At 71.7% G+C, this 26,123-nt stretch carries 22 protein-coding genes; 14 read left to right on the top strand and 8 right to left on the bottom strand.

Annotation, left to right across the window (positions count from 1 at the left end):
- Nucleotides 1-268: 268 nt before the first annotated feature.
- Nucleotides 269-1,984 carry a sensor domain-containing diguanylate cyclase gene (locus ACH4U8_RS05475; protein WP_360308141.1) on the top strand — a complete coding sequence of 572 codons (1,716 nt, stop codon included), beginning with the start codon at nt 269-271 and terminating at the stop codon, nt 1,982-1,984.
- A 35-nt stretch (nt 1,985-2,019) separates the two neighbouring features.
- Here the strand turns inward: ACH4U8_RS05475 and fdhD are convergent, their stop codons facing one another.
- Nucleotides 2,020-2,868: a formate dehydrogenase accessory sulfurtransferase FdhD gene (fdhD, locus tag ACH4U8_RS05470; protein ID WP_360308144.1), complete on the bottom strand. Its 849-nt coding sequence runs from the start codon at nt 2,866-2,868 to the stop codon at nt 2,020-2,022.
- A gap of 200 nt (nt 2,869-3,068) precedes the next feature.
- On the opposite strand from fdhD, the gene hutH reads away from it, so the two are divergent.
- Together hutH and ACH4U8_RS05460 are read left to right on the top strand one after the other, a co-directional pair.
- Entirely contained in the window at nt 3,069-4,601 is a 1,533-nt protein-coding gene (gene hutH, locus ACH4U8_RS05465; RefSeq protein WP_395776000.1) for a histidine ammonia-lyase, read from the top strand.
- Between the two features lie 171 nt (nt 4,602-4,772).
- Nucleotides 4,773-5,633: a MurR/RpiR family transcriptional regulator gene (locus tag ACH4U8_RS05460; protein WP_395775876.1), complete on the top strand. Its 861-nt coding sequence runs from the start codon at nt 4,773-4,775 to the stop codon at nt 5,631-5,633.
- A gap of 28 nt (nt 5,634-5,661) precedes the next feature.
- Here the strand turns inward: ACH4U8_RS05460 and ACH4U8_RS05455 are convergent, their stop codons facing one another.
- Entirely contained in the window at nt 5,662-5,988 is a 327-nt protein-coding gene (locus ACH4U8_RS05455; protein WP_379990948.1) for a hypothetical protein, read from the bottom strand.
- 210 nt (nt 5,989-6,198) lie between these two features.
- On the opposite strand from ACH4U8_RS05455, the gene hutU reads away from it, so the two are divergent.
- The 7 genes from hutU to ACH4U8_RS05420 all read left to right on the top strand — a co-directional run bounded on the left by hutU (nt 6,199) and on the right by ACH4U8_RS05420 (nt 14,767).
- Nucleotides 6,199-7,872, top strand: coding sequence for a urocanate hydratase (gene hutU / locus ACH4U8_RS05450; RefSeq protein WP_395775875.1), 1,674 nt, complete (start codon nt 6,199-6,201; stop codon nt 7,870-7,872).
- Nucleotides 7,873-7,889: 17 nt separating this feature from the next.
- Nucleotides 7,890-9,077 (top strand): allantoate amidohydrolase, encoded by a 1,188-nt coding sequence (locus ACH4U8_RS05445; RefSeq protein WP_360308381.1) that lies wholly within the window; start codon nt 7,890-7,892, stop codon nt 9,075-9,077.
- On the top strand, nt 9,074-10,411 hold the full coding sequence (locus tag ACH4U8_RS05440) for a formimidoylglutamate deiminase (protein ID WP_395775874.1): 1,338 nt from the start codon (nt 9,074-9,076) through the stop codon (nt 10,409-10,411). Before ACH4U8_RS05445 ends, ACH4U8_RS05440 begins: the two co-directional genes overlap by 4 nt.
- A gap of 61 nt (nt 10,412-10,472) precedes the next feature.
- Entirely contained in the window at nt 10,473-11,639 is a 1,167-nt protein-coding gene (gene hutI, locus ACH4U8_RS05435; RefSeq protein WP_395775873.1) for an imidazolonepropionase, read from the top strand.
- Between the two features lie 185 nt (nt 11,640-11,824).
- The gene (locus ACH4U8_RS05430) at nt 11,825-13,021 is read left to right on the top strand and encodes an acyl-CoA dehydrogenase family protein (RefSeq protein ID WP_360308165.1); all 1,197 of its coding nucleotides are present in this window, start codon (nt 11,825-11,827) and stop codon (nt 13,019-13,021) included.
- Between the two features lie 200 nt (nt 13,022-13,221).
- Nucleotides 13,222-14,103: an alpha/beta hydrolase gene (locus tag ACH4U8_RS05425; protein WP_360308168.1), complete on the top strand. Its 882-nt coding sequence runs from the start codon at nt 13,222-13,224 to the stop codon at nt 14,101-14,103.
- 163 nt (nt 14,104-14,266) lie between these two features.
- Nucleotides 14,267-14,767: a general stress protein gene (locus tag ACH4U8_RS05420; RefSeq protein WP_379990946.1), complete on the top strand. Its 501-nt coding sequence runs from the start codon at nt 14,267-14,269 to the stop codon at nt 14,765-14,767.
- Nucleotides 14,768-14,810: 43 nt separating this feature from the next.
- On the opposite strand, the gene corA is transcribed toward ACH4U8_RS05420, so the two are convergent.
- A complete protein-coding gene (gene corA / locus ACH4U8_RS05415; protein ID WP_379990945.1) occupies nt 14,811-15,887 on the bottom strand; it encodes a magnesium/cobalt transporter CorA in 1,077 nt (358 codons plus the stop codon).
- Nucleotides 15,888-16,367: 480 nt separating this feature from the next.
- Between corA and ACH4U8_RS05410 the strand changes: the two genes are divergently transcribed.
- Nucleotides 16,368-16,976 (top strand): suppressor of fused domain protein, encoded by a 609-nt coding sequence (locus ACH4U8_RS05410; protein ID WP_360308176.1) that lies wholly within the window; start codon nt 16,368-16,370, stop codon nt 16,974-16,976.
- Between the two features lie 11 nt (nt 16,977-16,987).
- Here ACH4U8_RS05410 and hisS read toward each other — a convergent pair whose 3' ends face one another.
- The 5 genes from hisS to ACH4U8_RS05385 form a co-directional block, all read right to left on the bottom strand.
- The gene (gene hisS / locus ACH4U8_RS05405; RefSeq protein ID WP_395775872.1) at nt 16,988-18,298 is read right to left on the bottom strand and encodes a histidine--tRNA ligase; all 1,311 of its coding nucleotides are present in this window, start codon (nt 18,296-18,298) and stop codon (nt 16,988-16,990) included.
- Nucleotides 18,299-18,427: 129 nt separating this feature from the next.
- Nucleotides 18,428-18,856 carry a universal stress protein gene (locus ACH4U8_RS05400; RefSeq protein WP_360308182.1) on the bottom strand — a complete coding sequence of 143 codons (429 nt, stop codon included), beginning with the start codon at nt 18,854-18,856 and terminating at the stop codon, nt 18,428-18,430.
- A gap of 76 nt (nt 18,857-18,932) precedes the next feature.
- Nucleotides 18,933-20,111 (bottom strand): MFS transporter, encoded by a 1,179-nt coding sequence (locus ACH4U8_RS05395; RefSeq protein ID WP_379990949.1) that lies wholly within the window; start codon nt 20,109-20,111, stop codon nt 18,933-18,935.
- Nucleotides 20,112-23,050: 2,939 nt separating this feature from the next.
- Nucleotides 23,051-23,536 carry an NUDIX domain-containing protein gene (locus ACH4U8_RS05390; RefSeq protein WP_395775871.1) on the bottom strand — a complete coding sequence of 162 codons (486 nt, stop codon included), beginning with the start codon at nt 23,534-23,536 and terminating at the stop codon, nt 23,051-23,053.
- Between the two features lie 37 nt (nt 23,537-23,573).
- A complete protein-coding gene (locus tag ACH4U8_RS05385) occupies nt 23,574-24,929 on the bottom strand; it encodes a tetratricopeptide repeat protein (RefSeq protein WP_395775870.1) in 1,356 nt (451 codons plus the stop codon).
- Between the two features lie 187 nt (nt 24,930-25,116).
- Between ACH4U8_RS05385 and ACH4U8_RS05380 the strand changes: the two genes are divergently transcribed.
- From ACH4U8_RS05380 to ACH4U8_RS05370, 3 genes are read left to right on the top strand one after another with little or no spacing between them, the layout of a single operon-like run.
- Nucleotides 25,117-25,266: a hypothetical protein gene (locus ACH4U8_RS05380; RefSeq protein ID WP_395775869.1), complete on the top strand. Its 150-nt coding sequence runs from the start codon at nt 25,117-25,119 to the stop codon at nt 25,264-25,266.
- 21 nt (nt 25,267-25,287) lie between these two features.
- Complete coding sequence (locus tag ACH4U8_RS05375) at nt 25,288-25,563, top strand: hypothetical protein (RefSeq protein WP_395775868.1); 276 nt, start codon at nt 25,288-25,290, stop codon at nt 25,561-25,563.
- A gap of 10 nt (nt 25,564-25,573) precedes the next feature.
- Nucleotides 25,574-25,978, top strand: coding sequence for a hypothetical protein (locus ACH4U8_RS05370; RefSeq protein WP_395775867.1), 405 nt, complete (start codon nt 25,574-25,576; stop codon nt 25,976-25,978).
- The last annotated feature ends 145 nt before the right edge of the window (nt 25,979-26,123 follow it).

Raw genomic sequence — 26,123 nt, 5'->3', positions numbered from 1 at the left:
CGCATCGCAGCGAGCCCCCGGGCCTACGCGCGGGTATCCGAGCACGGATGCCGGCGCCGACCGGCGCCGACAACAGGAACGCACGCGAACAGCGACCCGTCGAGGTGGCGGCATGACGCGGGTGCACGTTGCGGTTAATCGGGCAATACATGACATATCCTCTGGTCTGGGTGCTGGTGGATTGGGGGTGAGGACCGTAGCTTCGCGACCCGATCCGAGTGCTCCGGGAACGGAGGGCTCGGGCGGCACACCCGAGGATCTGCCCGGCATGCCGGGAGACACGTGTCCGGAACCCGTCGCCCTGGTCGAGGGCCCGGACGCGGCCCGCAGGCTGCACGCGATCATCCATCTGGCCAAGACGCTCGCCACGACCCATCACTTCTCCGAGGTGGTCCGGGTGTCCGCGACCCAGGCGCGGCTGGCGACGGAGGCCGCGCACGCCTCGATCTCGGTCTGGGAGCGGGACACCGGGCGGCTGCGGGTGCTGGTCAACGACGGCGAACTCGCCGAGGGCGAGGAACCGCTGCCCACCGCGGAGACGTATCCGGTCACCGACTTCCCGGACATCATCGAGTCCGCGGCCTGGCCGACCACGTGGTCGCGCTGTGTGGACGATCCCGAGCACGCGCGCGACGCCGAGCGGGTCGCGGCGATGTTGCGCCGGGGTCGGCACGACTGCGTGGTCGCGCCGATCATGGTCGAGGGCCGGGTGTGGGGCGAGCTGTATCTGGCCCGGCGTGCCGACCAGCCGCGCTTCGAACCGGTGGACGCCGAGTTCGCCGGGGTGCTGGCCGCGCAGATCTCGGCCGGCCTGGCCCAGGCGGAACACTTCGAGCGGATCGAGAAGCTGGCCTTCACCGACCCGCTGACCGGGCTGGCCAATCGACGCGCGATCGACGCCAGGCTGGACGAGGCGATGGCCCGGCACTACCGCGACGGCGTCGTGGTCAGCCTGATCGTCTGCGACGTCAACGGCCTCAAGCGGCTCAACGACGAACGTGGGCACGACGTCGGCGACCGGCTCCTGGAGCGCTTCGCCGACCAGCTCTCCGCGTGTGGCGCGATGTTGCCGGGGGCGATGGCCGCCCGGCTCGGCGGCGACGAGTTCTGTGTACTGGCCGAGGGCTATCCGCCGGACGACGTGGTCGTGGTCGCCGAGGAGTTGTGTCGACGCGCGCTGCGCATGCACGACGGCGAGGGCGTGGCCTGCGGCGTGGCCTCCACCGGCGACCCGGTGGGCCCGGTGACCAGCGCGGATCGCCTGTTCCGGCTCGCCGACGCGGCGCAGTACCGGGCCAAGGGCTCCCGCTCGACCCGGCCGGTGGTCGCCGGCCGCGGCCAGCAGCCCGACCTGACCCTGTCGCTGGCGAGCGAGGCGCAGGAGGAGGCGGAGGCGGAGGGCCCCGGTCCGCACCGCGACCGGCGCCGCTTCCGGGGCGCGCTGCACAACGCCGAACCCGGCCGGTTGCTCGCGGCGGTGCTCGCCGTGCTGGACGAGCGCGAGCCCAAGAGCGTGCATCGCGCGGACACCCTGGGCCGGCTGGAAATCGTCGCCGACACCTTCGCCCGGATGCTGGACGGGGTCGCCTGGTGGGTGTCCTACCTGCCGCCGGGCGGCCGGGTCCTGCGCACCGTGCGCTATTCGATCCACCGACTGACCGGCGTGCAGAGCGAATCGGGGTCGCGCTACGACGCGGTCGCCGCCGAATACGACCTGGCGCACTACCCGGCCACGGCGGACGCGGTGCAGGGCGGCAGCTTCGTCGCCGAACTGGGCAACCCGGGCACCGACCCGGCCGAGGAGGACCTGCTCCTGGTCGGCGGCTACAAGGCGATGGTCGCCGCCGGCGGCAGCAACGCCGCGGGCGGCTGGCTGGTCGAGATCTACGCCGACGACCTGAGTCTGAGCGTCACCGGCCTGGCCCCGGTGTTGCGCGCGCTGGTCGCGGTGGCGCTGACCGGGGGCGCCTCGCTGCCGGAGTAACGGGCCGTCGTCGGTTTCCGGGCCGGTCTCCGCACTCAGGCCGACGGGTCGCCGCGCCGCACCGTCACCCGATCCTGATGGCTGTACACATTGGCCGAGCGCCCGCGCAGGAAGCCGACCAGGGTCACCCCCGCGTCCGCGGCCAAGTCCACGGCCAGCCCGGACGGGGCGGACACCGCGGCCATCATCGGCACCCCCGCCATCGCGGCCTTCTGGGTCAGCTCGAAGGAGGCCCGTCCGCTCACCATCAGCACGTGTCCGGCCAACGGCAACCGGCCCTCACGCAGCGCCCAGCCGACCACCTTGTCCACCGCGTTGTGCCGGCCCACGTCCTCGCGCACGCACACCATCTCGCCGGTCGCGGTGAACAGACCCGCCGCGTGCAGGCCGCCGGTGCTGGCGAACACCTTCTGCGCCGCGCGCAGCCGATCGGGCAGCGCGTACAGCACCTCGGCGTCCACCCGTACCTCGTCCGCGTGCACGTCGAAGCGGGACATCCGGCGCAGCCCGTCGATGCCGGTGCTGCCGCAGATCCCGCACGCGCTCGACGTCCACACCCCGCGCATCAGGCCCGGGTCGGGGGCGGGCACGTGCGGTGCGAGCACCGCGTCCACCACGTTGTAGGTGTTGTGGCCCTCGTCGTCGGTGCCCGCGCAGTAGCGCATCGCGGCCAGGTCCTCGGCCGCGCCGACCACGCCCTCGGCCGCCAGGAAACCGGCGACCAGGTCGAAGTCGTCGCCCGGTGTGCGCATGGTCACCGTGATGGTGCGCCCGCCGATCCGGATGTCCAGCGGCTCCTCGGCGACGAGCGTGTCGGTGCGGGTGACGGCCGGTGCGTCGCCGCCCAGCCGCAAGACCTTGTGGCGAGAGGTGACCCGACCCACGGCACTGCCTTTCCTCGGTCCGCTCCGGGCGCTCGGATTCGCTCCGGAGGTGTACGACTCGAACGTTCGGCACGACACGAACGTCCCGAACGCCATCCGGCACGGTAGCCGCCCCTGGCGTTGTCGCAATCCATGCACATAATGTTCGAGTGAATAATGATCTGCACAACGCCCTCGAAACCGCCCCCGCCACCGTCTCGATCGGCGAGGCCGGGATGTCTCCGCAGGACGTCCTCGCGGTCGCCCGCGCCGGCGCACGCGTCGAACTCACCGACCTCGCGCTCAAGGCGATGGCCGGCTCCCGCGCGGTGGTCGAGGGACTCGCCGCGCGCACCGAACCCGTCTACGGGGTGTCCACCGGCTTCGGCGCGCTCGCCGTCCGGCACATCAGCCCCGAACTGCGCACCCGCCTCCAGCACTCGCTGGTGCGCTCGCACGCGGCGGGCATGGGCCCCCGGGTCGAGGACGAGGTGGTCCGCGCGCTGATGTTGCTGCGGCTCAAGACCCTGTGCTCGGGCCGTACGGGGGTGCGGCCGATCGTCGCGCAGACCATGGCCGGGCTGCTCAACGCGGGCATCACGCCGGTGGTCCGCGAATTCGGCTCGCTCGGCTGCAGTGGCGACCTGGCCCCGCTGGCGCACTGCGCGCTCGTGCTCACCGGCGAGGGCGAGGCGGCCGGCCGCGACGGCGTGGTGCGACCCGCCGCCGAACTGCTCGCCGCCGCCGGCCTGGAGCCGATCGAGCTCAAGGAGAAGGAGGGGCTGGCGCTGATCAACGGCACCGACGGCATGCTCGGCATGTTGTTGATGGCCGGTGCCGACCTCGCCCGCCTGTTCACCACCGCCGACATCACCGCCGCGATGACCATGGAGGCGCTGCTCGGCACCTCCCGGGTGCTCGACCCGGCGCTGCACGCCATCCGCCCGCACCCGGGCCAGGCGGCCAGCGCGGCCAACATGCTGCGGGTGCTCCAGGGCTCGGCGCTGACCGGGCACCATCAGGACGCGGCGCCTCGGGTGCAGGACGCCTATTCGGTGCGCTGTGCGCCGCAGGTCGCGGGCGCGGGTCGGGACACCCTCGCGCACGCGCTGCTGGTCGCCGACCGCGAACTCGCCTCCGCCGTGGACAACCCGGTGATCCTGGAGGACGGCCGGATCGAGTCCAACGGCAACTTCCACGGCGCCCCGGTCGGCTACGTGCTCGACTTCCTCGCCGTCGCGGTGGCCGACCTCGGCTCGATCGCCGAGCGCCGCACCGACCGCCTGCTCGACCCCTCCCGCTCGCACGGGCTGCCGGCGTTCCTGGCCGACGACCCCGGGGTCGACTCCGGTCTGATGATCGCCCAGTACACCCAGGCCGCGCTCGTCTCCGAGTGCAAGCGGCTGGCGGTGCCCGCCTCGGCGGACTCGATCCCCAGCTCGGCGATGCAGGAGGACCACGTCTCGATGGGCTGGAGCGCGGCCCGCAAGCTGCGCCGCGCGATCGACAACCTGAACCGCGTCCTGGCCATCGAGCTCACCACCGCCGCCCGTGCCCTGGACATGCGCGTGGCCGCCGGCCTGGGTGCCCCGGCGCCCGCCACGGCCGCGGTGATCGCCGCGCTGCGGGCGAGCGGCGGCGAGGGGGTGGGCCCGGACCGCTTCCTGGCCCCCGACCTGGAGGCCGCGGACGCCTTCGTCCGGGCGGGCAAGGTGGTCGAGGCCGCCGCCTCGGTGGCCGGCGAGCTGAACTGATCCGGAGCGGGCCGAACTGACATCACGTCAGATCAGGCAGGATTGTCCGACGCGGACCGCCGCTCCGGTGGCGGTCCGCGTTCACCCGTAGTGCCGAACCACGTCCACGGTGCCGAACCACGTCCGCCGCGGCGGCGGGCGCGGCCGAGCGACGACCAGCAACGAGGAGACATGTCGGTGGCCGACGACGACGCGAGCCCTTCCGCCCGCCTGCTCGCCCTCTTCGAGCGCCACCGGCTCACCCCCACCCAGCGCCGGATCGCGCACTGCCTGGTGCGGCACGCGGGCGAGGCGGTGTTCCTCTCCAGCGTCGAGGTGGCCCAGCTCGCCGGGGTCAGCCAGCCGTCGGTGACCCGGTTCGCGGTCGCGCTCGGCTTCGACGGCTATCCGGCGCTGCGCCGGCACCTGCGCGAACTCGGGTTGCCCACCACCGCCGAATCCTCGGCCGAGGTGGACCGCAACGAATACGTCGGCGCCGTGCACGCCGAGATCGCGAACCTGACCCGCCTGGCCGAGCAGCTCGCCGACCCGGGCCCGATCGCGCGCGCCGCCGCGCTGCTGGCGCCCTCACGCCCGCTGGTGGTGCTCGGTCTGCGTACCGGCATGGCGCCCGCGCGCGGCTTCGGCTACTTCGCGGCCAAGGTGTTGCCCGAGGTGCGGGTCCTGGACGAGGGCGGCTCGCTCCTGGTGGACCGGCTCGACCAGGCCCGCGCGGCGGGCGCGACCGGCCTGCTGTGCTTCGCGCTGCCGAGGTATCCGCGCGAGTTGGCCGAGGGCCTGCGGGTCGCGCGTGATCTGGGTATGCGGATCGTCACTGTCACCGACAGCCCGTTCGCGCCGGCGGCGGCCCTGTCCGACGCGGTGCTGGTCGCGGGCGTCGGCTCGCAACTGGTCTTCGATTCGTACGGCGCGCCGATCCTGATGGGGCAGATCCTGCTCCAGGCGATGTGCGACATCGAGCCCGCGCGGGCGCAGGTTCGGCTGGAGGAGTTCGAGCGACAGGCGGGCGAGCGCGGCTTGTTCGACGTGTGAGCGGCCCGGCGGGGACAAAGGACGCGCCCTAACGCCGCCGGGGATCCTTGTCGAGCGAGACGTGCCGCTCGGGGGTCGGCGGCCGGCCGGGGCCGCGCTCCGCCGGCATCAGCGAGATCGCGCCCAGCATGGCCAGTACGCCGACGAGCGCCGCGCCGCCCGCGATCAGCGCGGTGTCCCGATAGCGCGGGATGCTGAGCAGGAAGCCGCCGGTGCACAACAGCGCGCCGATCATCACCACCAGTGCCACCACGCCCGGCTCACGCCCGCGGCCGCGCACCAGCATCACCAGGCCGGCGAAGGCGACGAACGCGCCCAGTGCGGTGATCGCCCAGAGCACCTCCTGCAGATCCATGCGGTCCGGCTACCCGGCGCCGCCGCGCGCCGACCACCGATGGCATGAAATGGCTCCGAATGGGTCAAGTCCCCCGATGTCGCACCGGGCCGGCTCGCTCGCGCGGCCGGGGCTCTCTTGGCGACGCCTTGCGGAACAGATAGATTCACTCTCGAAGCGACTGAATGTTTTCATACAGAAATCGTGCATCGGGACAGAAGGGGCGCCGCCATGTCGGACCACACCGCAGGACCGCGCGAGGTGCGCGCACCACGCGGAAGCACGCTCACCACCCGCGGCTGGCAGCAGGAAGGCGCCCTGCGGATGTTGCTCAACAACCTCGACCCCGAGGTCGCCGAGCACCCCGACAAGCTGGTCGTCTACGGCGGCACCGGCAAGGCGGCCCGCGACTGGCGCTCCTTCGAGGCGATCACCCGCACGCTGACCACGCTGAAGCAGGACGAGACGCTGCTCGTGCAGTCCGGCCGTCCGGTCGGCGTGATGCAGACCCACGAGTGGGCCCCGCGCGTGCTGATCGCCAACTCCAACCTGGTGCCCGACTGGGCCAACTGGGAGGAGTTCCGCCGGCTGGAGTCGGCCGGTCTGACCATGTACGGCCAGATGACCGCCGGCTCGTGGATCTACATCGGCACCCAGGGCATCCTCCAGGGCACCTACGAGACCTTCGCCGCGGTGGCGGCCAAGCGCTTCGGCGGCACCCTGGAAGGCACCGTCACGCTGACCGCCGGCCTGGGCGGCATGGGCGGCGCGCAGCCGCTGGCGGTGACCATGAACGGCGGCGTGGTCATCTGTATCGACTGCGACCCCTCGCGGATCGACCGCCGGATCGAGCACGGCTACTGCGACACCCGGGTCGAGACGCTGGACGCCGCGCTGGAGCTCGCGGTCCAGGCGCGCGACGCCCGCCGGCCGCTGTCCATCGGCCTGCTGGGCAACGCCGCCGAGCTGGTCCCGCAACTGCTCGCGATGGACGCGCCGATCGACATCGTCACCGACCAGACCTCGGCCCACGACCCGCTCGCCTACCTCCCGGTCGGCGTCGCGTTCGAGGACATGGCCGAGTACGCGCGCACCAAGCCCGCCGAGTTCACCGAGCGCGCCCGCGAGTCGATGGCCCGCCACGTCGAGGCGATGGTCGGCTTCCAGGACAAGGGCGCCGAGGTCTTCGACTACGGCAACTCGATCCGCGGCGAGGCGCAACTGGCGGGCTACACCCGCGCGTTCGACTTCCCCGGCTTCGTCCCGGCGTACATCCGGCCGCTGTTCTGCGAAGGCAAGGGCCCGTTCCGCTGGGCCGCGCTCTCCGGCGACGCGCGCGACATCGCCAAGACCGACAAGGCCGTGCTCGACCTGTTCCCCGAGAACGAGTCGCTGGCCCGCTGGATCAAGCTGGCCCAGGAGAAGGTGCACTTCCAGGGGCTGCCCGCGCGGATCTGCTGGCTGGGTTACGGCGAGCGGGACAAGGCCGGCGAGCGGTTCAACGACATGGTCGCCTCGGGCGAGTTGGCCGCGCCGATCGTGATCGGCCGCGACCACCTCGACTGCGGCTCGGTGGCCAGCCCGTACCGGGAGACCGAGGGCATGCTCGACGGCTCCGACGCGATCGCCGACTGGCCGCTGCTGAACGCGATGGTCAACGTGGCCTCGGGCGCCTCGTGGGTGTCCATCCACCACGGCGGCGGGGTGGGCATCGGCCGCTCGATCCACGCCGGTCAGGTCACCGTCGCGGACGGCACACCGCTGGCGGGCGAGAAGATCCGCCGAGTGCTCACCAACGACCCCGGCATGGGCGTGATCCGGCACGTGGACGCCGGCTACGACCGTGCGGTCGACGTCGCGGACGAGCGCGACGTGCGGGTGCCGATGCGCGAAGGCGACGCGTGAGCACCGGCTTCGAGGCGATGTGGCGCGACCTGCTTCCGGTGGGTCGCGCCACGACCGGCGGCTACCGCCGGTACGCGTGGACCGGCGCCGACGCGGAGTGCCGCGCGTGGTTTCGCGAGCAGGCCGAGAACCGGAATCTGAGCTACGAGGAGGACCGCAACGGCAACCAGTGGGCGTGGACCGCGCCCGGCGCCGACGCGATCGTGATCGGCAGCCACCTGGACTCGGTGCCGGACGGCGGTGCCTACGACGGGCCGCTGGGCGTGGTCTCCTCGTTCGCCGCACTCGACCTGCTGCGCGAGCGCGGCGCCGACTTGGCGCGGCCGCTGGGCATCGTCAACTTCGCCGACGAGGAGGGCGCCCGGTTCAACGTCGCGTGCGTCGGATCGCGGTTGTCCGCCGGGGTGCTGACGCCGGATCAGGCGCGGGCCCTGCGGGACGCCGACGGGATCCTTTTGGGCGACGCGATGGAGCGGGCCGGGTTCGATCCGGCCGGGATCGGCGCCGATCCGGAACGGCTGGGCCGGGTCGGCGCGTTCGTCGAACTGCACGTCGAACAGGGCCGCGACCTGGTGCACCGCGATCGCGCGGTGGGCGTGGCCTCGGCGATCTGGCCGCACGGGCGCTGGCGGTTCGACTTCCGCGGCGAGGCCAACCACGCGGGCACCACCCGCCTGGAGGACCGGCACGACCCGATGCTGACCTACGCCAACACCGTGCTCGCGGCCCGGAAGAAGGCCCACCTCTCCGGGGCGCTGGCCACCTTCGGCAAGGTCGACGCGCGCCCCGGCGCGGCCAACGCGATCGCCTCCGAGGTGCGCGGCTGGCTCGACTCGCGGGCCGCCGACGAGCACACCCTGGACGAGGTGGTCGCCGAGATCATCCGGGCCGCCACCGAGCGCGGCGACCGGGACGGGGTCGACGTGCGGGTCACCCGCGAGTCGTTCACCCCGGTCGTCGAGTTCGAGGGCTCGCTGCGCGACCGGCTCGCCAAGCGGCTCGGCGGCGCGCCGATCCTGCCCACCGGCGCCGGGCACGACGCGGGCATCCTGTCCGCGCGTGTGCCCACCGCGATGTTGTTCGTGCGCAACCCGACCGGCGTGTCGCACTCGCCGGCGGAACGCGCCGAGATGGTGGACTGCCTGACGGGCGTCACGGCGCTCGCCGACGTGGTGGCCGACCTGATGAGCGAGGATCTCGGGTGAGCGAGTACTGGTGTGAGTTGGTGCAGACCCGCACCGGCATCGAACGCGACGTGGTGCTCTCGATCGAGGACGGCCGGATCGAGTCGGTCACCCCCGACCGCCCGGTGCCCCCGGGCGCCTCGGTGCTGCCCGGCCTGACCCTGCCGGGCCTGGCCAACGCCCACTCGCACGCCTTCCACCGGGCGCTGCGCGGACGCACCCAGACCGGCACCGGCACGTTCTGGACCTGGCGCGACCAGATGTACCAGGCGGCCGGCCGGCTGGACCCGGACAGCTACCTGGCGCTCGCCCGGGCGGTGTACGCGGAGATGGCCCTGGCCGGGATCACCTCCGTCGGCGAGTTCCACTATCTGCACCACGGCCCGGACGGCACCCCGTACCGCGACCCCAACGCGATGGGCTACGCGCTGATCGAGGCGGCCCGCCAGGCCGGCATCCGGATCACCCTGCTGGACACCTGCTACCTGCACGGCGGCCTCACCGCCGACGGCTATCGGCCGTTGGAGGGCGTGCAGCGTCGGTTCGGCGACGGCGGTTCGGACGCCTGGTACCAGCGCTGGAGCGCGCTGCGCGGCGACGAGAACACCCGGATCGGCGCCGCCGTCCACTCGGTCCGGGCGTTCGCCGCGAAGGACGACTACGCGACCTGGGCCGCCCGTACCGCGGGTGTCCCGGTGCACGTGCACCTGTCCGAGCAGCCCGCGGAGAACGCGGCGTGCGTCGCGCATCACGGGCTCACCCCCACCGGGTTGCTGGACGCGCACGGCTTCTGGAGCGCGCACGCGACGGCGGTACACGCGACCCACCTCACCGACGCCGACATCGCCGCACTGGCCCGGGCCGGTGCGGGCGTGTGCTTTTGTCCGACCACCGAACGCGACCTCGCCGACGGCATCGGTCCGGCCGGCGAGCTGGCCCGGGCGGGCGTGCCGCTGTCCCTGGGCAGCGACAGCCAGGCGGTGATCGACCTGTTCGAGGAGGCCCGCGCGGTCGAACTCGACGAACGGCTGCGCACCGGGCAGCGGGGCCACTTCACCTCCGCCGCGCTGCTCGCGTACGCCACCGCCACCGGCCATCGGGCGCTCGGTTGGGCCGATGCCGGCCGGATCGAGCCCGGCGCCCTGGCCGACCTGACCACGATCGGCCTGGACTCGGTCCGCCTGGCCGGCACGGTCCCGCGTCTGGCCACCGAGGCGGCGGTGTTCGCGGCCACCGCGAGCGACGTCACGCACGTCATGGTCGGCGGTCGCACCATCGTCCGCGACGGCGTGCACCAACTCGTGGACGCGGTCCCGCAGGCGCTGACCGCGGCCGTGCACGGGCTGTTCGGCTGATCCACGGCCGCCTCCTCCTTGAAGCGGCCACTCCACCTCGGACCGAAGGGACCACTCGCGCGTGGCCACCACCCTCATCACCAACATCGGCTCGCTGGTCACCAACGACCCGGACCTGGGATCGGGCCCGCTCGGCCTGATCCGCGACGCGGCGCTCGTGCTCGACGGCGACCGGGTCGCGTGGGTGGGGGCCGCCGCGAGTGCCCCCGACGCCGACACCCGGCACGACGCCCAGCGGCGCGCGGTGCACCCGGGCTTCGTCGACTCGCACGCGCACCTGGTGTTCGCGGGCGACCGCACCGCCGAATTCGACGCGCGGATGTCCGGCCAGGCGTACCGGGCCGGCGGCATCCGGACCACCGTCGCCGCGACCCGCGCCGCGAGCGACGAACAGTTGGCCGACAACGCCGCACGACTGATCGCGGAGGCAGCCCGCCAGGGCACCACCACGATCGAGATCAAGTCCGGCTACGGCCTCACCGTCGCGGACGAGGAACGCGCGCTGCGGATCGCGTCCGCGTTCACCCCCGAGACCACCTACCTGGGCGCACACATCGTCGCGCCGGAGTACGCGGACGACGCGGCCGGCTACGTCGACCTGGTCACCGGCCCGATGCTCGACGCGTGTGCGCCGCACGCCCGCTGGGTGGACGTGTTCTGCGAGCGCGGCGCCTTCGACGGCGACCAGGCCCGGGCGATCCTGAAAGCCGGCGCCGCCCGCGGCCTGATCCCGCGCGTGCACGCCAACCAGCTCGGCCCCGGGCCCGGCGTACAACTCGCCGTCGAACTCGGCGCGGCCTCGGCCGACCACTGCACCCACCTCACCGACGCCGACGTGGACGCGCTCGCCGCCGGCGACACGGTGGCCACGCTGCTCCCGGGCGCCGAGTTCTCCACCCGCGCGGTCTACCCCGACGCCCGCCGGCTGTTCGCCGCCGGCGTCGACGTCGCGCTGTCCACCGACTGCAACCCCGGTTCGAGCTACACCACGTCGATGCCGTTCTGCATCGCGCTCGCGGTCCGCGACATGGGCATGACCCCGGACCAGGCGCTGCACGCGGCGACCGCCGGTGGCGCGCGTGCGCTGCGCCGCACGGACGTGGGCGTGCTGCGTCCGGGCGCGCGCGCCGACGTGGTCGAACTCGACGCGCCCTCGCACGTACATCTGGCCTACCGGCCGGGGGTGCCGCTGGTGTGCGGGGTGTGGCGCGCCGGAGTGCGGTTCTGACCTTGGGTGATCGCCGGTCCGTATGCCTGTCAGTGCGTTCGAAATCGACGTGCCCGCGTTACGGACCCCCTCTGTCGCGACTCGCCGCGCTCGTGGATACTCCCCGGTAACTCTCTCAACCAGAAGCGTGGCCGGGACCTCGGTGGCTGAGGCCCGGACATGCGCAGACGGAAGGAGCGCCGCCCATGGGCCGCCTCGCACAGACCGACGGACTCACCGATGTCCAGCGGGAGATCCTCGCCACCGTCCGCACCTTCGTGGACAAGGAGATCATCCCGGTCGCCACCGAGCTGGAGCACCGGGACGAGTACCCGGCGGAGATCGTCGAGGGCATGAAGGCCATGGGCCTGTTCGGCCTGATGATCCCGGAGGAGTACGGCGGCCTCGGCGAGTCGCTGCTGACCTACGCGCTCGTGGTCGAGGAGATCGCGCGCGGCTGGATGAGCGTGTCCGGCATCATCAACACGCACTTCATCGTCGCGTACATGATCAAGCAGCACGGCACCGACGAGCAGAAGGCGTACTACCTGCCGAAGATGGCCGAGGGCGAGATCCGGGGCGCGTTCTCGATGTCCGAGCCGCATTGCGGGTCGGACGTCTCGGCGATCCGCACCAAGGCGGTGCCGGACGGCGAGTTCTACGTGCTCAACGGCCAGAAGATGTGGCTCACCAACGGTGGCAGCGCCAACCTGGTCGCGGTGCTCACCAAGACCGAGCTGGGCGAGGAGTCGGTCTACCGGAACATGACCACGTTCCTGATCGACAAGGAGTCCGGCTTCGGCGAGACGCGCCCGGGCCTGACCATCCCCGGCAAGATCGAGAAGATGGGCTACAAGGGCGTCGACACCACCGAGATGGTGCTCGACAACTGTCGGGTGCCGGCCGACCGGATCCTGGGCGGGGTGCCCGGCAAGGGCTTCTACCAGATGATGGACGGCGTCGAGGTGGGCCGGGTGAACGTGGCCGCGCGCGGCTGCGGGGTCGCGCAGCGCGCCTTCGAGCTGGGCATCCGGTACGCGCAGCAGCGGGAGACCTTCGGCAAGCCGCTGACCGGCCACCAGGCGATCCAGTTCAAGCTGGCCGAGATGGCCACCAAGGTCGAGGCCGCGCACGCGATGATGGTCAACGCGGCGCGCAAGAAGGACGCCGGCGAGCGCAACGACCTCGAGGCGGGGATGGCCAAGTACCTGGCCTCCGAGTACTGCAAGGAGGTCGTCGAGGACGCGTTCCGGATCCATGGCGGGTACGGGTTCTCGAAGGAGTTCGAGATCGAGAGGCTCTACCGCGAGGCGCCGATGTTGCTGATCGGCGAGGGCACCGCCGAGATCCAGAAGATGATCATCGGGCGGCGCCTGCTGGAGGACTACAAGCTCAAGGGCTGACGCCCCGGGCCCGTCGTACCCCGCCCGCGGATCCCCGGGGCGGGGTACGACGCGTGCCCGGTCGGCGGCACGGGCGCCGTGCGACCAACCGGGTCCGGTATCGCTCCGGTTGGCGGTAGCGGTCGCGTCGCGGCGGGCGCGGGCCCGGGGTGCGGCCGATGATGGCGAAATGTGTAACCGCCAGTGATCGGGAGCCCGCCATGGCCGTGAAACGCCCGGTACCGGTACCGCCCGGCGCATTCGTTCGGATCGACGGGACCGCCCTGCACGTGGTCCGCGAAGGGTCCGGCCCCGTGGTGATCGCCACCAGCGGGCTCGGCGGCGCGTGGTTCGACTGGGATCCGGTGGTGCCGCTGCTGACGGCCGACTGCACGGTGGTCCGGTTCGACCGCCCGGGCCTGGGTTACTCCGAGCCGGACCCGCGACCGCCGACCCTGGTGCACGAGGCGGATCGGATCGCCGCGCTGGCCGACGCGCTCGCGCTGCCCGGTCCCTACGTCCTGCTGGCCCACTCGCTCGGTGCGTTCCACGTCGAGGGCTTCGCCCGGATGTACCCCGAGCGCACCGCGGGCCTGGTGCTGGTGGACCCGAGCAACGAGGACAAGCCCAGGCGGCGGCCCGCCCGCCGGGCCCGGGTCCGGGCCGCGCGGGTGACCGGGGGAGCGATGCGGGTCAGCGGGCTGGCCCACGCGGTCGGCCCGGCGGCGCGCCGGTCGATCCTGTTCACCCAGTCGCGCCGACACCGCGACGTGGCGGACGCGCGCTGGGTGCGCGGGGCGTACGGGTCGGGCCGGTTCTTCGCGACCGCGTTGATCGAGAACACCACCTACTTCGACGTGGCCGCCGAACTCGCCGACCTGCGCCGGGTGGCACCGCTCCCGGACGTGCCGTTGCGGGTGCTGGCCGCCGCCGGCGGCTACGAGAGCCTGGCCGCCCGGGCCCGCTGGGTGCGCGCGCTGCGCACCCTGGCGAACCTGTCCCCGCGCGGGCGTTGCGAGGTGCTGGACGACTCGGCGCACTTCGTGATGTCGGACCGGCCGGACGCGGTGGCCGACGCGGTGCGCGAGGTGCTGTCGGACTAGTCGGCTCTTCGGGTGATCGTCACGTGTTGTCACGAATATCGCCGGGTACCCGGTCCGGGTCGAAGCACCACCCGACCCACCACCCGACCCACCAACCGACACCAACCGACACCAACCGACACCAACCGACCACCACCCGGCATCCAGGCGAGGCGGCACACCCATGTTCGGTCAGCAGAATCTCCCTCCGGGCGCCGGCGGGCCCGGTCCCGACCTCGCCGACACCGGCCTGGTGATCGCGTCGTATCCGAACTACGCGGGGGCCCAGCGGGCGGTCGACTACCTGTCCGACCACGAGTTCCCGGTACAGAACACCGCGATCGTCGGCGCCGACCTGCGGCTGGTCGAGAGTGTGCTCGGCCGGCTCACCGCGGGCAAGGCGGCGGCGTCCGGCGCCGCCAGTGGCGCCTGGTTCGGCCTGATGATCGGGCTGTTCCTGGGCATTTTCGCGGTCCGGGCGCACGGTTGGCTCTGGTTGGTGCTGATGGGTCTGGTCTGGGGCATCGCGGCGGGTGCCCTGTTCGGCTGGCTGGGCTACAAGGCGATGGGCGGGCGCCGGGACTTCGTCTCGACGAGCCAAATCGTCGCGTCGCGCTACGACGTGGTGGTTCGCACGGACCTGGCCGAGCGGGCCCGCAATCTGGTGGGCCGGCTCGACCTGTAGGACGCGTCCGGGTGGGTGGTGGTCGCGGGCACGCGCTTCGTGCTCACAACCACCCGTTGCGGCGGAAGCCCCGGTGCATGAGCGTGCACACGACCACGATCACCGACAGCGTCATCGGGTAGCCGTACCGCCACTTCAGCTCCGGCATGTGCTCGAAGTTCATGCCGTACACGCCGGCCAGCATCGTGGGCACCGCGAAGATCGCCACCCAGGCGGAGATCTTGCGCATGTCCTCGTTCTGCGCGACGGTCACCTGCGCGAGATTGGCCTGCAGGATCGAGGTCAGCAACTCGTCGAACGAGGCCACCTGTTCGCCGACGCGGGACAGGTGGTCCTCGACGTCGCGGAAGTACTCGCGGATGTCCGGGTGCACCTGGCGCATCGGCCGTTCGGCCAGCGAGTGCAGCGGACGGGCCAACGGCGCGACGGCGCGCTTGAGTTCGAGCAACTCGCGCTTGAGCTGGTAGATCCGACCCGCGTCGCCCGCGCCGCCGCCGCCGAACACGTCGTTCTCGACCTCGTCGATGTCGTCCTGGATGAGCTGGGCGACGTCGAGGTAGGTGTCCACCACCCGGTCGGCCACCGCGTGCAGGACCGCCGAGGGCCCGGCGGCGAGCAGTTCGCCGCCGTCCTCCAGGCGACAGCGCAGGTCGGCGAGCGCGCCGTGCCGGCCGTGTCGCACGGTGACCACGAAGTCGTTGCCGAGGAAGACCATGATCTCGCCGGTCGCGACGATCTCGCTGGTCGCCGAGAGCTGCTCGTGCTCGACGTAGGTGACGGTCTTGAACACCGCGAACAGGGTGTCGTCGTAGCGCTCCAGCTTGGGCCGCTGGTGGGCGTGCACCGCGTCCTCGACGGCGAGCGGGTGCAGCCCGAACCGCTCGGCGATACCCGCGAGTTCGAGCGCGCTCGGCTCGTGCAGGCCGATCCAGACGAAGCCGCCGCCGGCGCGTACCTCGTGGATCGCCGAGTCGGGATGCGCGTAGCCGTCCAGGCGTCGGCCGTCGCGGTACACGGCGCAATCCACCACACAGTTCCCGGCGACCTCGGGCCTGGTCGACGGCAGCGGGGTGCGGCGGAGCGGACGGACTGCGGCACGGAGGTCGCGGATCATCGACATGACGGGGCTCCTGCACTGACCGGCACGCGCCGACGCCACAGCGCCGCGGCGGGCAGGCCGCGGGGTGCGTCGACACGTGCAAGCGGAACGAATCACCGAAAGAACGGCAAAAGATCCTGACGCCCCGTCACGGAGGAAATTCGGAGATCGGGTACCGGACCGCGAAGCGGTGCTCGGAACTCGGCGAACGTCTCGGAAACCCTCAGAAAGGGCGGGGCGTGCGACTGGATCGGGGAAGATCGGGTGAGCCGCCGGTACTGCACGGTGTGCTGGTATGCACCACGATCACCTCCCACGGCCGGTCCCCGCTGGGGGAAAGCCTTCGCTCGTCGACCGGTTGGTCGGGGCGAGGGCGAGTCCGTCATCCGATGGCGCGCGAGGATGTCCACATCCGGCGGGCCGACTATGCAGAGTACACCAGAGAGCCGACTGCAATGGCCGGTATACGAAAGCCTGCTGACGGCGAATTAGCATGCGGGCATGTTCGACTTCACGCCGGGACCCGAGCCGGTCGACCCCACTTCGCAGGTCGAGGCACATCTGACGGCCGCGTTCGGCGATCCGACCGGCCGGGCCGGCGTCACCTTCGTCGGCGCCGATCGCATCGAGGTGTTGCGCTTCGGGCCGGACGCCGGCGGCGTGGTGCGCTACGCGACGCTGGGCATGTCCCGGGCCCCGATGGCCGATCCGGCGGCGATGCTGGCCGACCCGATCGCGGGCCCGCGGGCGGAGTTGCTGCTCTCGGTGCGCGGCGGGCACGATTCGGTGTTGCGACCGTTGGCCGTGCTGGGCGCGACCCCGCAGGTGGAGGGCCTGGTGATCGCGCCCGGCGCCTCGCTCGACCTGGGCGGGCCGCTGTGGGAGGGCGCCGCCTTCCACGCGGTGTTGGTCGCCGAACCCGGCGGTCTGCTCGCCGACCTGCCGCTGCCGGATCCCGCCGACCCGGTCCGCTTCTTCCCGCTGCTCCCGATGACGCCCGCCGAGGCCGCCTGGAAGCGGGCGCAGGGCGCGGAGGCGCTCCAGGAGAAGTGGCTCCGGCACGGCACCGACCTGCGCGACCCGAACCGCCGCGCGGTGCCGCTGGGTTGACGCGCCGCCGGTTATTCGCCGAAGAAGTCCGCGACTCGCTCCGGCGGGTGGGTGGTCTGGGCGCCCGAGGTCAGGTCTCGGACGATCACCCGGCCGGCCGCCTGTTCGGCGGGGCCGTGGATCAGGCAGAAGCGGGCGCCCTGGTCGGCGGCCCACTTCAATTGGCGGGCGAGTTTGCCGCTGGAGCCCAGGTAGACGCCGGTACGCAGGCCGGTGCGGCGGATGGCCGCGGCCATCCGGAACGCGTCGGTGTGGTCGTCGCCGAGTGCGGTCACCGCGACGTCCAGCGTGGGCGCGGCCGGCTCGTTCGCGGCCGGCAGCAGCGGGAGGATGCGCTCGATGCCCAACGACCCGCCGCACGCCGGGGTCTGCGCGCCGGCGGACATGCCGGCGATCAGGCCGTCGTACCGGCCGCCCGAGGCGATCGATCCGGGCACGTCCGGCGCGGTCACCTCGTAGATGACGCCCGTGTAGTAGTCGAGTCCGCGCACCAGGTTCGGCGCGAAGCCGATGCGCCGCGACGGGACGGTGTCGGACAGCAGGTCGAGCAGGCGGTCGACCTCGGCCAGGCCCGCCTGTCCGATCGTGCTGTGCGTCAATTCCTTGCGGACGCGGGCGACGGCGTCGGACGCGGTGAGATCGGCGACCAGGTTGCTCGCGGTCGACGCGGGAAGGGCGCCGCGACCCTGGGACAGTTCCGCCACGACCGCTTCGGGGCGGAGCTTGTCCAGCTTGTCCAGCGTGATCAGTACGCTGCCACCGGCCTCGGCCGGCACGCCGTAGACCTCCAGCAGGCCGATCAGCACCTTGCGCGAGTTGACCAGGAACCGGAACTCGGGGACGCCCAACGTCTCCAGCGCCTGGTACAGGGCCGACACGACCTCGGCGTCGGCCAGTGGGGAGGCCGACCCGACGATGTCCAGGTCGCACTGCACGAACTCGCGGAACCGGCCCTTGCCCGGCCGGTCGGCGCGCCACACCGGGGCGAGCGCGTAGCGCTTGTAGGGCCGGGGGAGTCGGCTCCCGTGGCTCGCCACGACCCGCGCGAGCGGGACCGTGTGGTCGTAGCGCAGCGCCAGGTCCGCTTCGCCGGTCGCCTCGTGCTCGCCGCGCCGGAGGATCTTGAAGACGAGCTTGTCGCCCTCGTCCCCGTACTTGCCGGTCAGCACCTCCAGCCGCTCGAACGCGGGAGTGTGCAGGGGCTGGAAGCCGTAGCGGCCGAAGACGTCGCGGACGGTGGCGAACGCCCGTTCCCGGGCTGCGGATTCCGCGGCGAGGAAGTCCCTGGTGCCGGACGGCGGAAGGAAGCTGTCGGTTGCCATGCGGGGCAGGATCGCGCACGCCGGCGCGAGTCCGCACGCGATTTCGGCGCCGGCCGGGATGCCGCCGGCCCCGGCATCCGCACTCGGGGTGTGCGGGTGTCGGGGCCGGCGGGACGGAGGATCAGGGGATCAAGGGATCAGCAGCACCGGGCAGGTGGCGCGGTGGGCGACCGAGTCGCTGACGCTGCCCAGGAACAGGCTGGCCACGCCGCCGTGCCGGCGGGCGCCCAGGACGACGAGGTCGGCGTCGAAGGCGCGGGCCTGGTCCAGGACCGCGTTGGGCACGTCGCCGCGCACGGTTTCCTCGGTCCAGCCCTCGACGTTGCTCACACCGGCCGCCTTGAGCGTGGCGACGGCGTCGGTGACCACCTTGGCCGCAGCGTCGGCGGTCTCGTCCTCGACGACACCGCCCATGCCGCCGCCGTCCACCACGTCCAGGGTCTGCACGTGCAGGACGCGGACGGCGGCTCCGCCGGCGACGGCCAGTCGAGCGGTGTGCGCCAGGACTTCGTCGGCTTCGGGAGTGGAGTCCACCGCGACCAGGATCCGCTGGTACATGTCGTGCACTTCCTTTTCCGCAGGTTTTGCAGTTGGTTCCGATGGTTATCGAACTATTTGTACTCGCTCGACCGAGTCAGGCCGCGGCCGGGATCGCCGGGGCACGGCCTGCCGCCGTCGGGGCGTCGTGCCGGTCGACCACGGCGAGCGTGCGGCGCGCGCCGAACAGCACGCCGGCGGCGATCAGGCAGGTCACGGTCGCGACCAGGAACGGCACGTGCACGTTGAAGTGCTCCTCCAACTTGGGCGCCAGGAACGGCGCCGCCGCGGCGGCGAACCAGCGCACGAAGTTGTACCCCGCGCTCGCCACGGGTCGCGGCGAGTCCGAGACTTCGAGCGCCATCTCGGTGAACACGGTGTTATTGATACCGATGAAGGCTCCCGAAACGATGACACCGGTCACAATGACGGCCTTCGACCCGTACGCGATCACCCCGAGGTCGGCGGCGAACAGGACCAGACTCGCGGCCGCCACGTTCGCGGAGCCGAACCGGGCCTGGAGCCGAGGGGCGACCAGGACCGAGCACACGGCGAGCAGCACGCCCCAGCCGAAGAACACCGCGCCGCTGCGGTAGGGGCTCATGTTCAGCACGAACGGGGTGAACGCGAGCACGGTGAAGAAGCCGTAGTTGTAGAAGAAGGCGCCTGCGGCGGTGGTCGCCAGGCCCTTGTGGCCGAGGGCCTTCAGCGGGTCCAACAGGCCGATCCTGCGGGTGGGCCTGGGCTGTTCCTTGAGCAGCGCGACGATCAGCGCGAAGCCGATCGCCATCAGCGCGGCCGTGCCGTAGAACGGGTAGCGCCAACTGGCGTCGCCGAGCACCGCGCCCAGCAGCGGACCACAGGCCATGCCCAGGCCCAGCGCCGATTCGTAGAGCAGGATCGCGGCCGACGAACCGCCGCTCGCGGCACCGACGATCACGGCGAGCGAGGTGGATACGAACAGCGCGTTGCCCAGACCCCAGCCGGCCCGGAAGCCGACCAGCTCGCCGACGGATCCCGAGGTGCCGGCGAGCCCGGCGAAGAGCACGACCAGGGCGAGGCCGAGCAGGAGGGTGCGCCGGCCGCCGATCCGACTGGAGACGAAGCCGGTGACCAGCATGGCCACGGCGGTGATCAGGAAGTAGCTGGTGAACAACAGCGACACCTGACTCGGCGACGCGTCCAGCCCCTTGGCGATCGAGGGCAGGATCGGATCGACGAGACCGATTCCCATGAACGCGACCACGGCCGCGAACGCGGTGGCCCACACGGCCATCGGCTGCTTCAGAATGCTGCCCTGCTGGGGGACGTGCTCGGCCCGGGTGTTGCCCCTGGTCTGCCCGCCGTCGGAATCGGACCGCATGCGAGACCTCCGCACTTCAATTCACTTCACTTCACGCGACGCGCACGATTTGTGTGCGGCGCGGTTGTTAGCTTCGCTAATAAATGTAGCCTACATCTATCTGTGGGACAAGGTGCACGCACACCCGAAGCGGGCGGGCGGGCGGCGCGGCCTGGGCCGGCGGGGAGCGACGGGTGGGCGGCTTGGTTGGGTGCGCTGGGGGTTTCCCGGGGGTGGGTCGGGTGTTTGCGGCGGGCGGTCGCGTCTTGGTGGGGATGGGCGCGGGTGGCTTTGTGCTGAACGGTCGGCGTGGGCTGGTGGAGGTGGGCCCGGTCCCGTGGTCGCCGGTGGCCGGGAGCCTTGGGCTCTCCGGCGAGAGGTGGGTGTTGCTCGGCTGGAAAGGCGCCGGCGACGGCGGAGCGGGTGGGTGCTTTCGTCGGGTCCGCCGGGGGACCTTTGCGAGTGGGTCGGGTGTTTGTGGCCTGCGGTTGCGTTTTGGTGGGCAGCGGGTGGCTCAGTGCTAAACGGTTGGCGTGGATTGGTGGAGGTGGGCCCGGTCCCACGGTCGCCGGTGGCCGGGAGCCTTGGGTTTCCCGGCGAGATGTGGGTGTTGCTCGGCGGGAAAGGCGCCGGCAACGGCGGAGCGGGAGGGCGGCTCGGTTGGGTCCGCCGGGGAGCCTTTCCGAGTGGGTCGGGCGTTCACAGGCGGCGGTTGCGCCTCGCTGGGCAGCGGGTGGCTCAGTGCTAACCGGTCGGCGTGGATTGGTGGAGGTGGGCCCGGTCCCACGGTCGCCGGCGGTCAGGAGCCCTGGACTCCCCGGCGAGACCCGGGCGTTGCTCGGCTGGAAAGGCGCTGGCAACGGCGCGGAGAGAGGGCGGCCCGGCAAGGTCCGCCGGGGAGCCTTCCCGGGTGGGTCGGGCGTTTTCGGCCGGCGGTCGCGCTTTGGTGGGCGGCGGGTGGCTCAGTGCTAAACGGTCGGCGTGGATCGGTGGAGATCAGCCCGGTCCCACCGTCACCGGCGGTCAGGAGCCCTGGGCTCCCCGGCGAGAGGTGGGTGTTGCTCGCCCGGAAAGGCGCCGGCAACGGCGGAGCCGGAGGGGCGGCCCGGCAAGGTCCGCCGGGGAACCTTCCCGAGTGGGCCGGGCAGTTGCGGCCGGCGGTCGCGTCTTGGTCGGCAGCGGGTGGCTCAGGGCTAAACGGTCGACGTGGACCGGCGGAGATCGACCCGGTCCCACGGTCACCGGCGGACGGGAGCCCTGGGCACCCCGGCGAGAGGTGGGTGTTGCTCGCCGGAAAGGCGCTGGCAACGGCGCGGAGAGAGGGCGGCCCGGCAAGGTCCGCCGGGGAGCCTTTCCGAGTGGGTCGGGCCGTTTCGGCGGGCGTTTCGGGGTGGGTGTGTGGGTGGAAGGGTTGCCGGTGGGTTGGGCGGGTCTCGATCCGGATGGCGGGACGCCTTCGGGTCCGCTGTTTTGCGCTGACCTGCGGTTTTGTGGGACCGGCCGGCGGGAGTGGGGTGCCGGGGGTCGGTTTGTGTACTCCGGCGGCGGATTTCGCGTGGGGCATGGCTCTCGGTGGGCGTTTCGGGTCGGAGCCGCCGGGCGGAAGGCCGTCCGCGAGCCCGGAAAGTCACGACCCGGATCCCGAGACGGCTTCCCGCACCCGGGGTTCCGCTGACCTGCGGTCTTGTGGGACCGAGCGGCGAGAGCGCGTGCCGAGGGCCGGGTTGCGCACCCCGGCGACCGAAACCGCCCACTGCCGGTCCGCTTTTCTCTCCCCTCCCGCCACCGCCCACCCACCGCCCGCCGAAACGGCCCGACCCACCCGGGAAGGCTCCTCGGCGGACCTGACCGGGCCGCCCTCTCTCCGCGCCGTTGCCAGCGCTTTTCCCGGCGAGCAACACCCGTGTCTCGCCGGGAGACTCAGGGCTCCTGACCGCCGGTGACCGTGGGACCGGGCTGATCTCCACCAGCCCACGCCGACCGTTTAGCACAAAGCCACCCGCGCCCAGCCCCACCAAGACGCGACCGCCGGCCGAAAACGCCCGACCCACTCGGGAAGGCTCCTCGGCGGACCTTGCCGGGCCGCCCTCTCTCCGCGCCGTTGCCAGCGCCTTTCCAGCCGAGCAACGCCCGGGTCTCGCCGGGGAGCCCAGGGCTCCCGGCCGCCGGTGACCGTGGGACCGGGCTGATCTCCGCCGGCCCACGCCGACCGTTTAGCACAAAGCCACCCGCGCCCAGCCTGACCAGGACGTGACTGCCGGCTGCGAACGCCCGACCCACTCGGAAACGCTCCCCGGCGGACCCGACGAAAGCACCCACCCGCTCCGCCGTTGCCGGCGCCTTTCCGGCGAGCAACACCCACCTCTCGCCGGGGAGCCCAAGGCTCCCGGCCGCCGGCGACGGTGGGACCGGGCCCACCTCCACCGATCCACGCCGACCGTTTAGCCCTGAGCCACCCGCTGCCGACCAAGACGCGACCGCCGGCCGCAACGGCCCGACCCATTCGGGAAGGTTCCCCGGCGGACCCGACGAAAGCACCCACCTGCTCCGCCGTTGCCAGCGCTTTTCCGGCGAGCAACACTCGTGTCTCGCCGGGAAACCCAGGGCTCCTGACCGCCGGTGACCGTGGGACCGGGCTGATCTCCGCCGGCCCACGCCGACCGTTTAGCACAAAGCCACCCGCCGCCGACCAAGACGCGACCGCCGGCCGCGCACGCCCGACCCACGGCAAGGCCCCGGCGAACCCAACCGAGCCGCCCATCCGCCGTGGGCCGAGCGAGCGAGCGCACAGCACGTCGTGCGGTCGCCCGATCGGACGGTCGGACTCGCGCACGCGCGCCGTCCGACCATCCGAGTGCGGCGCCGAGTCGGCTCTACGCCTTGCCCCATCCGTCGATGGCCACCTCGGGGCGCTCACCCGCGAGGTACCGCTCCAACGCGTGCAGGGTCGACGGAACGAAGTCGGTCGGAAGGTCGTCGGTGTTGACCCAGGCCACGGCCGAGTGCTTGCCGGGCTCGGCGTTGATCGGTTCGCCGTCCCATTCCTCCGCAGCGAAGACCAGGACGACGAACCCCTCCGGCGCTTCCGGGCTGTCCGCGCTGTGCGTCACATGGGCAAGGCGCAACGCCTGCGGCTTGACCTCCAGCCCCGTCTCTTCACGGAGTTCGCGAACTGCCGTGTGCGTGATGGGTTCCCCAGGCGCTCCCTTGCCGCTGGGCAGACTCCACATCCCGGGCGCGAACGCCTTTTTGTTGCCCCGACGCAGGAGTACGACTCGCTTGTTCGTCCGATCGTGCACGATGACCGAAACGGCGAGCATGACCATCAGATGCGGCTCTCGGCGGAACTCGTCGGGCACGCGCGCCTCCTTCCTCGTGGCGTCGGCGTCGAGCCGATCACGTGGCGAGCAGACCCCGCGCACGTTCGTCGAGGTTGGCCGCGCCCGGAACTCGTCGCCGCTTATAGGTCGTGAGGGTACGCCGCATGGCCGCGACCGCTTCGCGATGCCGTGATGATGCGACGCCACCGAGGTGGTCCATCGCCTCGCCCCATGTGGCGACGGCCTCATCGGCGCGGACCTGCGAGGCGAGCGATACCCCGAGATCGACGAAGGTGAGGGCGTGAATGCGGCGGAAAGCGGCTGGGTCGCGCTCGGACAGGGCGGCTCGGTAGTGCCGTTCCGTGTTGCGGTGATCACCGAGGTCCCTGAGGGTCCTCGCAGTTTGACTGGCCACAGTGCCCGAAGCCGGGCCGGTTGCCGTGGCGTAGGACGGAGTCGGCTCGTCTGTGCGGGCCACGGCATCGGCCGCGAGAAGGAGTGCCCGCGCGGCCTCGGTGGGTCGGCCGGAGGCCGCACAGGCACGCGCGCGCGTTACGTACAAGACGGCTTCCATGCCCCCGCCGACGCGCCCCGATGCCCGTCGCAGTGCCTCGTTCGTCAGGTCCATGCAGTGATCGGCGTGCTTGAGATGAAGCGCTTGATGCGCCAGTACGCGCAGCATCCACGCACTGTGTCCGAACGGGTCCGCCTCATGGGCGAGCTGATAGGCAGTGAGGTAGTAGCGTTGCGCGGCTCCCTCGCTTCCAAGGTCGTGAAATTTCCAGCCCGCGAGATAGGCGAGTTCGGCCACCGCTCCGAAGGCGTCGCGGCGCACGACCTCGGAGGGGAACCGTCCGGACAACAGCGGGGCGGCGGTATCGGCGAGGTAGGCCGTCACCGTGGTCAGGCCATGGCCTCCGCCGTGACGTTCGTCTGCGGCGCCGAGTGCAGCGGTGACGCGCCGGATGGTGGCGACCTCCTCGGCGCCGATCGCGGTGCCCGGTCTGCGGGCCCGCAGCATGCGCGACACGGCATCGTGGTCGTAGGACAGCGCCGCGCCGATCGATGCGACCGTGAACGCCGCCACGCCGAGGAAACGGTCCCGGCGCATCCCGGCCCGGCCGAGATCTGCGGCGGCCGTGATCGGATCGACCATGAGCGGGTGTGAGTCCTCGGCCTGCGCAAGTCCGATCTCGATCAGGGTGACCGTCCGACCGATGCGTCTGGACAGCGCTTCCGCAAGGTATCGCCGAGTTCGGTTGCCCGGCTGCACACCGGATGTCCAATGCGCAATGGCCGACTTGTTGGTGTGTAGAACTTCGCCGTTCTCGGCCGCAATCGCCCGCACTGCACGAGCGAGCCGGTCGTATGTCCAGCCCGATTGGGCGATCACGTCCACAAGGGCCGTGTTCGGTGTACGTGCGTTCGCCATGGCTCCCGGATTCTGGGCTTAAACCCGTTAAACCGCGTGCGATCCCCATCGCGGTACCGACTGAGAGTGAAACTCGGTTGACTGATTGTCACGCCGTCGACGGGCGCGGGGCAGGCCGAACGTGAGATCAGTACCTCATCGTCAGGAGAGATCCATGGGTGTGCGCGAGGGCGAGAGCCGGATGAACATGAGCGTCTACCGTCTCTACCCCAACGGTGAACGCGAGGACATCAAGCCTCGCGAAGACTTCGAACTGGGTGACGCTTCAAGGTTGTTGCCACGACTGCGGAACAGCGAGCAGAGCGAGTCGCCGATGTCGTGGCCAAAGCCGTACTGACAACAACCGGAGGTAACCGGCATGTTCACGACCGACACCGCAAGCCCGGCTGCCGCGACCGGCGCGGTGGACCGGAATTTGGTTCGGATCGCGCGATGGGGAGCACGGCATTACGGCAAGTCGTTTCGCGATCCGTATCGGGGAACCGTCGGCCGACTTCGCGAAGTCGAGGGCCTCCTGGCCGTGTTGCGGACCCGGCATGGGCTGGAAGTCGCCTGCCCGGTGCGGCACTTGGTGCATGCCGCCACCGGTGACGCGGCCCGCACGGTGTTGACCCCACACAGCAAGGGCGGGTGACTCCGTGCGCATGGAGGAGACCACCGATGCAGACAGGATGGCCGGGCGGATCCTGGCATATCGCTACCTCGGGGCACTGGTACACGAGGACGTTGGTGGCCCCACCGGGCGCGAAGGCGAACTGACCGCCGTCGACGGTCGACAGGCATGGGTACGAACCCGAAGCGGCATCGAATTCGTCGTACCGGTACGCAGGTTGGTGATCGACGCGTTGCCCGCGCCACGTCCGGGACAACCGGTGCGCCGCCGCGACACCGAGGACATGGTCGGCATCTACGTGTGCGCCCTTCCCGGACCGGACGGCCCGAGCGCGGTCGTACAGCGTTGCGGCGGCACACCGACACGGGTCGGCCATCCGGACGACCTGGTGCCCGACTACCCCATAGGCCCCATCACCTGGCCGCCTCCCCCCTGACTGGCACACCGCCTCCGGGTACGGCGCCACAAGCTCCGAATTTCCCGCAGGCGCCACCCTGGCCGCCTCTCTGACGGGGGGCGGCCGGGGCGGCGCCCCCCGGGTCGGCACCCGCACGATCAACCCGGCTCGCGTCACTCCCACG

Source organism: Embleya sp. NPDC020886 (assembly GCF_044333915.1).
Classification (GTDB): domain Bacteria; phylum Actinomycetota; class Actinomycetes; order Streptomycetales; family Streptomycetaceae; genus Embleya.
The sequence above is the reverse complement of the archived record's forward strand: the minus strand, read 5'-3'. Positions and strand labels throughout refer to the sequence as shown.

Coding starts and splice junctions, on each gene's coding strand:
- ACH4U8_RS05385 (WP_395775870.1), bottom strand. CDS start 24,929: ATGGCGAACGCACGTACACCGAACACGGCCCTTGTGGACGTGATCGCC.
- ACH4U8_RS05445 (WP_360308381.1), top strand. CDS start 7,890: ATGTGGCGCGACCTGCTTCCGGTGGGTCGCGCCACGACCGGCGGCTAC.
- hisS (WP_395775872.1), bottom strand. CDS start 18,298: ATGGCAACCGACAGCTTCCTTCCGCCGTCCGGCACCAGGGACTTCCTC.
- ACH4U8_RS05425 (WP_360308168.1), top strand. CDS start 13,222: ATGGCCGTGAAACGCCCGGTACCGGTACCGCCCGGCGCATTCGTTCGG.
- ACH4U8_RS05455 (WP_379990948.1), bottom strand. CDS start 5,988: ATGGATCTGCAGGAGGTGCTCTGGGCGATCACCGCACTGGGCGCGTTC.
- ACH4U8_RS05430 (WP_360308165.1), top strand. CDS start 11,825: ATGGGCCGCCTCGCACAGACCGACGGACTCACCGATGTCCAGCGGGAG.
- hutU (WP_395775875.1), top strand. CDS start 6,199: ATGTCGGACCACACCGCAGGACCGCGCGAGGTGCGCGCACCACGCGGA.
- ACH4U8_RS05380 (WP_395775869.1), top strand. CDS start 25,117: ATGAGCGTCTACCGTCTCTACCCCAACGGTGAACGCGAGGACATCAAG.
- ACH4U8_RS05460 (WP_395775876.1), top strand. CDS start 4,773: ATGTCGGTGGCCGACGACGACGCGAGCCCTTCCGCCCGCCTGCTCGCC.
- corA (WP_379990945.1), bottom strand. CDS start 15,887: ATGTCGATGATCCGCGACCTCCGTGCCGCAGTCCGTCCGCTCCGCCGC.
- ACH4U8_RS05475 (WP_360308141.1), top strand. CDS start 269: ATGCCGGGAGACACGTGTCCGGAACCCGTCGCCCTGGTCGAGGGCCCG.
- ACH4U8_RS05395 (WP_379990949.1), bottom strand. CDS start 20,111: ATGGCCGTGTGGGCCACCGCGTTCGCGGCCGTGGTCGCGTTCATGGGA.
- ACH4U8_RS05375 (WP_395775868.1), top strand. CDS start 25,288: ATGTTCACGACCGACACCGCAAGCCCGGCTGCCGCGACCGGCGCGGTG.
- ACH4U8_RS05400 (WP_360308182.1), bottom strand. CDS start 18,856: ATGTACCAGCGGATCCTGGTCGCGGTGGACTCCACTCCCGAAGCCGAC.
- ACH4U8_RS05410 (WP_360308176.1), top strand. CDS start 16,368: ATGTTCGACTTCACGCCGGGACCCGAGCCGGTCGACCCCACTTCGCAG.
- ACH4U8_RS05370 (WP_395775867.1), top strand. CDS start 25,574: ATGGAGGAGACCACCGATGCAGACAGGATGGCCGGGCGGATCCTGGCA.
- ACH4U8_RS05420 (WP_379990946.1), top strand. CDS start 14,267: ATGTTCGGTCAGCAGAATCTCCCTCCGGGCGCCGGCGGGCCCGGTCCC.